We start from the raw sequence: 7,299 nt of genomic DNA, 5'->3' as shown, positions 1-7,299 counted from the left end.
GGGAGGTCGCTCCCTTCCCTGAAGGCCAGCGCCTCCGCGAGGTGAACCGTGGTGAGCCCCTCGTCGCCGGCGAGGTCGGCGATGGTCCTCGCCACCTTGAGGACCCTGCTGATGCCCCTGCCGGAAAGGTGGACCCTCCCGGCTACGTCCTTCAGGAAGCGCCTGCCGTCGGGGTCGAGCTTGACCTGCTTCCTGAGCGCCCTTTCGGGCAGTTCAGCATTACACTGGAAACCTAGAGGATTCCACCGCTCCCACTGGATTTTCCTCGCTCGAAGGACCCTCTCGCGCACACCGGCGCTGCACTCTCCCGTTTGCCCCTCGAACTGGACGAGTTCGTCCGGCGTCAGCCGAGGTACGGTGACGTGGAGGTCGATCCTGTCCAGGATGGGCCCGGACATCTTGCGGCGGTAGCGGTCCACTGCGGAGGGAGCACAACGGCACGGCTCCCGGGGGTCGCCCAGGAAACCGCAGGGACAGGGGTTGCACGCGGCGACGAGCAGAACCCTGGCGGGGTAGGTCACGCTGCCGCTGGCCCTGCTCACGGAGATGAAGCCGTCCTCGAGAGGCTGCCTCAGGGATTCGAGCAGGTCCCGCCGGAACTCGGTGAACTCGTCGAGGAAGAGGACCCCCCTGTGAGCGAGGCTTATCTCGCCGGGGCGGAGGTTCGTCCCCCCGCCGCAGACCGATATGGTGCTCGAGGTGTGATGGATGGCCCGAAAAGGGCGGTGGCGGGAACTGTCAAGGGGAAGGCCGACGGTGCTCCTCACCAGGAGGACCTCCATCATCTCCTCGTCGGAAAGAGGCGGAAGGATATCCTTCAACGCCCGGGCCAGGAGTGTCTTCCCCGAACCGGGCGAACCCGTCAGGAGCACGTTATGGTGGCCCGCGGCAGCTATCTCGAGGGCTCGCTTGGCAGCCGCCTGTCCCTTGATGTCGGAGAAGTCGGGGTCCGGATCGGGGTTTTCCTCGGCCTCCTCTCGGGGCTCAAGGGCTTGCAGCTGGGCGGCTCCCTTCAGGTGAGCGAAGAGTTGGCGAATATGTCCCACCTTCCAGGCCGTGACGCCCTTGACCAGCGAAACTTCCCGGGCGTTACCCTCGGGGATGAAAAGGGGGAACCCCAGCTTCCTGGCCAACAGCGCCGCGGGGACGGCGCCCCGGATCCTCCGGACCCTGCCGTCGAGGGCGAGTTCCCCCATGAAGATGGCGGGCTCGGTCACGCGGACCTCCCCCATTGCATGGGCGATACCGACGGCGATGGGGAGGTCTATCAGTGCCCCCTCCTTGGGGATGTCGGCCGGCGCCAGGTTGACGGCCACCCTGCCCTTGACGGATAACCCCAGGGATCTCAAGGCGGCCCGGACCCTCTCGCGGGCCTCCTTGACGGTGGCGTCGGGAAGCCCCACCACCGATATGGCGAAAAGACCCCCCGTCATCTCCACCTCGACTTCGACCTTCAGGGCCTCGATGCCCCGGAGGGTGACGCCGTTGACCCTGTTCATGGCTCGATGATCCCCACGGTGATATTCCGGAAGATCTCCAGTTCCGGTTTACCGTCGGGCCCGACCGTGATGGCCGCTATATCTATCCTCCAGGGACCCTCCCACCCGATGCGGTCCATGTAGGCCCTCCCTGTCCTCACCAGCTTCCGAATCTTGGACGGGCCGACGGTGGCCTCGGGCGGGAGCATCCTCCCGATGGTCCTCGTCCGGACCTCCACGACAACCATCTCGCCCTCCTCCTCGGCTACGATGTCCAGTTCCCCCATCTTCATCCGGACATTGGAGTCGACCAGCCTGTAACCAAGACGCGAAAGCTCCCTGGCAGCGAGAGCCTCACCCGCGGCGCCAAGATCGTTATGTTTTGCCACCTCTTTATCCCTCCGTTTTTCCGGGTATCACCGCTTGCTCGAAGGGCACGATAAAAGGGGCGCCCTCCCCCTGGGACCAGCCCCTGACGTGGAAACTCTTTCGATGCACCCCACAGGGTCCTACCCGGCGAAGAACTTCCACGTGCTCCCGCGAGGCATAACCCTTGTGGCGGCGGAAACCGTAGCAAGGGAAAAGCCTGTCCAGGGAGCACATAGCCCTGTCCCTCAGGACTTTGGCTACGATCGAAGCCGCGGCCACCGACGGGACGAATTCGTCCGCCCGGGTGAGCGCTCTCTGGGGGATGTCAAGGCCCGGTATGGGTATGGGTCCGTCGACGATGACCAGGCCCGGATCCCGGGAGAGACGCTTCACGCTTCGGTTCATGGCCCACAGGGTGGCCGCCAGTATATTGTCACTGTCTATCCGATGGTGCGAGGCGGCTTGCGCCCGCCAGGCGACGCCCAGGCGGCACATTTCGCCGAAGATAGCCTCTCTGCGGACCGCCGGCAAGGCCTTTGAATCCTTCAATCCCATCGATAGCAACCAGGCGATTTCTTTTCTGTTAAGGATGACGGCGGCTGCCACGACGGGGCCGGCAAGGGGTCCCCGGCCGGATTCGTCGACCCCGGCCACTATCACGGCTCCGCCTCCCAGGGGCGCGGGTCGCCAGGCTCCTCGAGGGAAAATCTTCCCAGCTTACCCGTCGAGAAGGCCTCTATAAGGCGCTTACCGGCGAGGTCTAGGTTGACCTCCGCCCCCTTCACCAGGCATCCCAGCCTGACGCCAATCCGCCTGAGGGTGCTCGAGGGGGGTTCATCCAGTAGTTCCATGTCCCACGAGGCGAGGGCCCTTTCCAGCATCGACGACCTCCCCAGGAAATCTATCAACCCCTCCGCCAGGTCCTCGTGGCCGCCAATCACGTCGCTCCTGCTGCACCCCAGCCAGGCGAGCCTGCGATGCACTTCCCTGTGGGACGCCGGGTCCACGATCCCCGGTGAGTCAACTACGAGGAACCCTTTTCCCTTGTACCACGAGACTCCTCGGGTGATCCCCGGTATTCCCCCGACCGGGGCCGTGTTCTTGCCGATGATGGCGTTGAGGAGCATCGACTTGCCGACGTTGGGGATCCCAATCACGGCCAGCCGCAGCTCCCTGTGGGGGGGCCTCAGCCTGGCGGCGGCCCTCAGGAGGGGCCTCGCGTTATCCCTCCTGAGGTCCAGTGACCAGGCGCGGCGGCCCTGCCCGCGGAAAAAGGAAAGCCACCTCGCGGTGGCTTCTTCATCGGCCAGGTCCATTTTAGACAGTACGATCCACACCGGTCTAAACTTGGCCGCCTGTTCGCTGAAGGGTGACCCCGTCAGAAAGGGAGCCCTGGCGTCCCGAACCTCCACGAGGAGATCCAGCTTCTCCGAGAGTTCCTTCAGTTTCCTCAACCCCCGGGCCATATGTCCCGGGTACCAGACGGTCCTCGTCATTCCTTGTAGAGACCTCCCACTCTCGGTATGGGCCAGTAGCGTATGAAAGCGGGACCCTTGATGTTCGCCTCCGGGACGAAACCCCAGAAGCGGCTGTCCTGGGAGTGGGGTCGGTTGTCCCCCATCATGAAGTAGTGCCCCTCGGGCACCTTCAAGGGGCCGAAACTAAGGCTGTCGTGGTTCTTCACGTAGGGTTCCTGAAGGGGTTCGCCGTCGATCAGCACGGTGCCTTCTACGATTTCCACGGTCTCTCCCGGCAGGGCGACCAGCCTCTTGACGAAGTCCCTCTTCGGGTCCAGAGGGTACTTGAAGACAATGATCTGTCCCCGCTTCGGATCCGCGAAGGAGTACCAGAACTTGGCCACGAACACCCTGTCCCGGGGTAGGAGGGTCGGGATCATGGAGCCGCTGGGGATCCAGAAAGCCTGGATCACCAGGGCCCTCAGCACCAATGCCAGCACCAGCGCCCACAGGATGGTCTCTATCGTTTCTCTCCACCATGGTTTCGCAGCCAAGATAAAGCCTCCCAAATGATCAGATCCCCGTCGGGTTTCAGGGCAACTCCGTGAGCCTCACGGAGCAATAGGCCGACACGGCTATTTCCGCGACCTTCTTTTTGCCCGGGGTGTAGACATACAGGGTGAAGGCCGGAGTCATCGTATGCCACGTTGGAGTATAACACTTGGACTGAGCCACGGTCGACTTGAAGTAGACGAGGCACCTGTCGCCCGTTTGATACCGCTCGTACTCCGAGGGGTTGTACCAGAGGATCAGGAACTCCTTCTTGAAGCCCGAAAGGTACTTCACGTCGAAAGCCCGTCGGCGAAGACAGGCCCTCATGAGGACCCTCTCGATATGCCTGGTCAAATTTCTCGCTTCGCGCCTGGCCGCGGCTTCGCTCCCGGCCCTTTCCGACATCAGCCCCGTCACTATCGGGGAAAATGCCAGCAAGAGGGCCGCCACAAGGGACAAGACCACGGCCGTTTCGATCAGGGAGAAGGCTCTTTTTGACCTCGGACAAAAAGCGAGGGACCTTTTTACGGCCCCCCGCGACGGTTCATCTATTTCATCATCGGTGTGTTCCCGCATAGCCCAGGTCCACCGCTTTGAGGTTGTCGTCGACGAATTTCGCCGGAGCCAGCGCCTTGACGGCTTCGCGAATCTCTTCGATGGTCACTTTTCCTACCCCGGCGCCGCCCAGGGCGCCCAGGATAAGGACGTTCAGGAAGAGGAAACGGCCCCTCATCTCTTTTTTAAGGATGTCGTAGCCCATTACGGTGTGCACCAGGACCCCTCGCTTCTTCAGCCATTTACCCAGGGAGGGGTTATCCAGGAAGGAGGGATCGTGGGTATTGACGACGGCATGCCCTCCCTGCTTCAGGAAGTGGAAATTTCTCACCGCCTCGTTCTGGTCGAAAGCCAGCAGGACATCGGCATCGCCGGCCTTTACCAGGGGGCTTTGAAAGTCACCCATTTTGAAGTGGCTTATGACCGACCCGCCCCGCTGAGCCATCCCGTGGACCTCGCTCCCGATAACGCCCTCGCCCCTGGAGAGGGCGATGTGACCGAGGATACGGCTCGAAAAGAGTATCCCCTGTCCTCCTATACCGACGATCACGTACTGCATGGCTAGGCTCCCTCCCCTTCCGTCGCGAGGATGGCCCCGTGGGGGCAGACATTTATGCAGACTCCGCAATTAATGCAGAACCTTTCATCTATGTAGGCTTTTTTGGTCTTCTCGTCGAAGACGAGCCCCGGGCAGTTGAAGTAGTCGATACAGAACCTGCACCCGATGCACTTTTCGGGATCCACCGTGACGGGCATCACGGCCTGCTTCTGCCTGAGGAGTATGCAGGGGTGGCGGAAAATGACCACCGCCGGCTCTTCGTGGGTCCTCGCGTACTCCCAGGCTTCCTTGACCAGGACCCTCGAGGCGGAGACATCGTAGGCCTCGGTGGTCTTCACCCAGTTGACGCCGCAGCCCTTCACGGCACCCTCCAGGTCGACCTTTCGGCCGGCCTCGCCCTTCCTCAACTTGTCGCCTATGCCGGGGTGAGACTGGCCGCCCGTCATGGCCGTCAGGCTGTTGTCCAGTATGGCCAGGACGAAGGCGTGCTTGTTGTAGACGGCGCTGACAAGGCCGGGGAGCCCCATATGGAAGAAGGTGGAATCCCCGATGGTGGCTACGATGGGCTGCTCCTTGCCATCGGCCCTGTAGGCCATGTAAAGCCCGGAAGACTGGGTTATGGAGGCGCCCATGTCGACCACGGAGTCGACCATGCCCTGGTTCACGGCGAGGGTATAGCACCCTATATCGGAGGGGAATATGGTTTTGGCCCTGGGCAGGGCCTGCATTATCGAGAAGAAACTCGCCCTGTGGGGGCACCCGGGGCAGAGCATCGGCTTGCGGGGCGTTATGCCGAGCTCCTCGGCGGCCTTCCGAAGCTCCTCCGATGCGCCCTCGGGGGGCTCTTCGCCCAGGGCCCTGCGGAGGATCCCCTCGATTACCTCCGGGAGAAGTTCGCCCGCGCCGGGGACCCAGCCGTTCCATCTCCCCTTGACAGCGGTCCTGTCATTGAGCTGCATCTCGATGACCGGGTAGGTCTCCTCGAGGATGATCACGTTTTCGTGCCTCGATAGGAAGTCCTCCACCATTTTCAGCGGAAGCGGGTGGGGGGTCCCTATCTTCAGCACGGAGACGTCCTCGGAGCCCCAGGCCTTGAGGATATCCATGACTATCGCGAAGGACACGCCCCCCGCAATGACCCCCAGCCTGGCTTTTTTCTTCGAGGCCACTTCGTAGTTGTACCGGGGGTACCCTGTCTCGAACTCCTCGCGGATGGCCTCCCGCTTGGCGTTGAGCCTGGGGTGGCTCACCCTGACTATCGCCGGCAGGCACACCCATCGCTGGGGATCCTTCTCGAAGGAAGCCGGCCTGGAGATGTCGATCACGTCCTTCATCTCCACGGCCTGGCGGCAGTGGTCAACCCTGACGCCCGGACGCAGCATGGTGACCACCTTGTGCCTCTCGGAGAGATCGTAGGCATCGAAGACCATCTCCTTTGCCTCCACGGCCGTCGCCGGGTCGAAGCAGGGTATCTTGGCGAACATCGCGAAGAACCGGCTGTCCTGCTCCGTCTGGGAGCTGTGGGGACCCGGGTCGTCGGCGGCCACGAGCAGGAAACCACCCTTTATATCGAAGTGGGCCACGCTCATGAAAGGGTCCGCGGCCACGTTGAGCCCGACCTGCTTCATGACCGCGCAGGACCGCTTCCCGGCGAAGGAAGCCCCGGCGGCCATCTCGAAGGCTACCTTCTCGTTGGCACCCCACTCGACTATGGTCTTCGTTCCCAGGTCGTCGGCCCATTTCGCGATGGAGGGGAGTATCTCCGACGACGGCGTGCCCGGGTAGGCGGCGGCCACCTCGCAGCCCGCCTCGACGATGCCCCGGGCGATCGCCTCGTTGCCAAGGAGGATCACTTTATTGCTCACGTTCAACCACCTCTTCCGATGAAGATCTGGATATTTTCACCAACCAGCCGAAAAACGGTTCCGGTTCCCTGAGGAGCCGACCATCGGGTCCGCAGAAAGCATGCCTGGTCCACCCCTCCGCCGCCAGGCGGTTGCGCTCCTCGGACGTCACGCTGTAGTCGAAGGTGATGCTGTAAGAGGTCACCTCCCGGATGCTCGTTTTTATATGGACCCTTTCATCATACTTAAGGGGGTTCTTGTAGCGTACATAGGCTTCTACCGCAGGGAGGAAAAACCCTTGCCTCTCCCATTCGCTATAGGGGGTTGAAAGGGACCTGCAGAACTCGGTCCTTCCGATCTCGAACCAGGAGAGGTAATTTCCGTAATAAACGACCCCCATCTGGTCCGTCTCGCCATACCTGACCCTTATAACCGTCGTGACGACTGGCCCCATGGCCTCAGACCTCCCCGCAGGCTACCCTATC

The 7,299-nt window shown here is 62.4% G+C and carries 9 protein-coding genes; all 9 read right to left on the bottom strand.

Features of this window, described 5'->3' with window-relative positions; all coding sequences use genetic code 11:
• Positions 1-1,499: YifB family Mg chelatase-like AAA ATPase (locus GX108_00150; GenBank protein NLO55458.1), on the bottom strand; the 1,499-nt coding region annotated here is incomplete at its 3' end.
• On the bottom strand, positions 1,496-1,867 hold the full coding sequence (locus tag GX108_00145; GenBank protein ID NLO55457.1) for a YraN family protein: 372 nt from the start codon (positions 1,865-1,867) through the stop codon (positions 1,496-1,498). The genes GX108_00145 and GX108_00150, both read right to left, overlap by 4 nt.
• Positions 1,868-1,871: 4 nt before the next feature.
• A complete protein-coding gene (locus GX108_00140) occupies positions 1,872-2,507 on the bottom strand; it encodes a ribonuclease HII (protein ID NLO55456.1) in 636 nt (211 codons plus the stop codon).
• Positions 2,504-3,343, bottom strand: coding sequence for a ribosome biogenesis GTP-binding protein (locus GX108_00135; GenBank protein NLO55455.1), 840 nt, complete (start codon positions 3,341-3,343; stop codon positions 2,504-2,506). Before GX108_00135 ends, GX108_00140 begins: the two co-directional genes overlap by 4 nt.
• On the bottom strand, positions 3,340-3,858 hold the full coding sequence (lepB, locus tag GX108_00130; protein ID NLO55454.1) for a signal peptidase I: 519 nt from the start codon (positions 3,856-3,858) through the stop codon (positions 3,340-3,342). Before lepB ends, GX108_00135 begins: the two co-directional genes overlap by 4 nt.
• 37 nt (positions 3,859-3,895) lie before the next feature.
• A complete protein-coding gene (locus GX108_00125) occupies positions 3,896-4,432 on the bottom strand; it encodes a hypothetical protein (protein ID NLO55453.1) in 537 nt (178 codons plus the stop codon).
• On the bottom strand, positions 4,413-4,970 hold the full coding sequence (locus GX108_00120; GenBank protein ID NLO55452.1) for an indolepyruvate ferredoxin oxidoreductase: 558 nt from the start codon (positions 4,968-4,970) through the stop codon (positions 4,413-4,415). Before GX108_00120 ends, GX108_00125 begins: the two co-directional genes overlap by 20 nt.
• 2 nt (positions 4,971-4,972) lie before the next feature.
• Positions 4,973-6,835: an indolepyruvate ferredoxin oxidoreductase subunit alpha gene (gene iorA / locus GX108_00115; GenBank protein ID NLO55451.1), complete on the bottom strand. Its 1,863-nt coding sequence runs from the start codon at positions 6,833-6,835 to the stop codon at positions 4,973-4,975.
• On the bottom strand, positions 6,825-7,268 hold the full coding sequence (locus GX108_00110) for an acyl-CoA thioesterase (GenBank protein NLO55450.1): 444 nt from the start codon (positions 7,266-7,268) through the stop codon (positions 6,825-6,827). Before GX108_00110 ends, iorA begins: the two co-directional genes overlap by 11 nt.
• Between the last annotated feature and the right edge of the window lie 31 nt (positions 7,269-7,299).

The sequence above is a fragment of the Thermovirga sp. genome (assembly GCA_012523215.1).
Lineage (GTDB): Bacteria > Synergistota > Synergistia > Synergistales > Thermovirgaceae > 58-81.
Note: the sequence above shows the minus strand (reverse complement) of the source record. Positions and strands in the feature narration are given on the sequence as shown.

What these genes read in the sequence shown, in the direction of transcription:
- GX108_00120 (NLO55452.1), bottom strand. Translation starts at nt 4,970, where the DNA reads ATGCAGTACGTGATCGTCGGTATAGGAGGACAGGGGATACTCTTTTCG.
- GX108_00110 (NLO55450.1), bottom strand. Translation starts at nt 7,268, where the DNA reads ATGGGGCCAGTCGTCACGACGGTTATAAGGGTCAGGTATGGCGAGACG.
- GX108_00135 (NLO55455.1), bottom strand. Translation starts at nt 3,343, where the DNA reads ATGACGAGGACCGTCTGGTACCCGGGACATATGGCCCGGGGGTTGAGG.
- GX108_00125 (NLO55453.1), bottom strand. Translation starts at nt 4,432, where the DNA reads ATGCGGGAACACACCGATGATGAAATAGATGAACCGTCGCGGGGGGCC.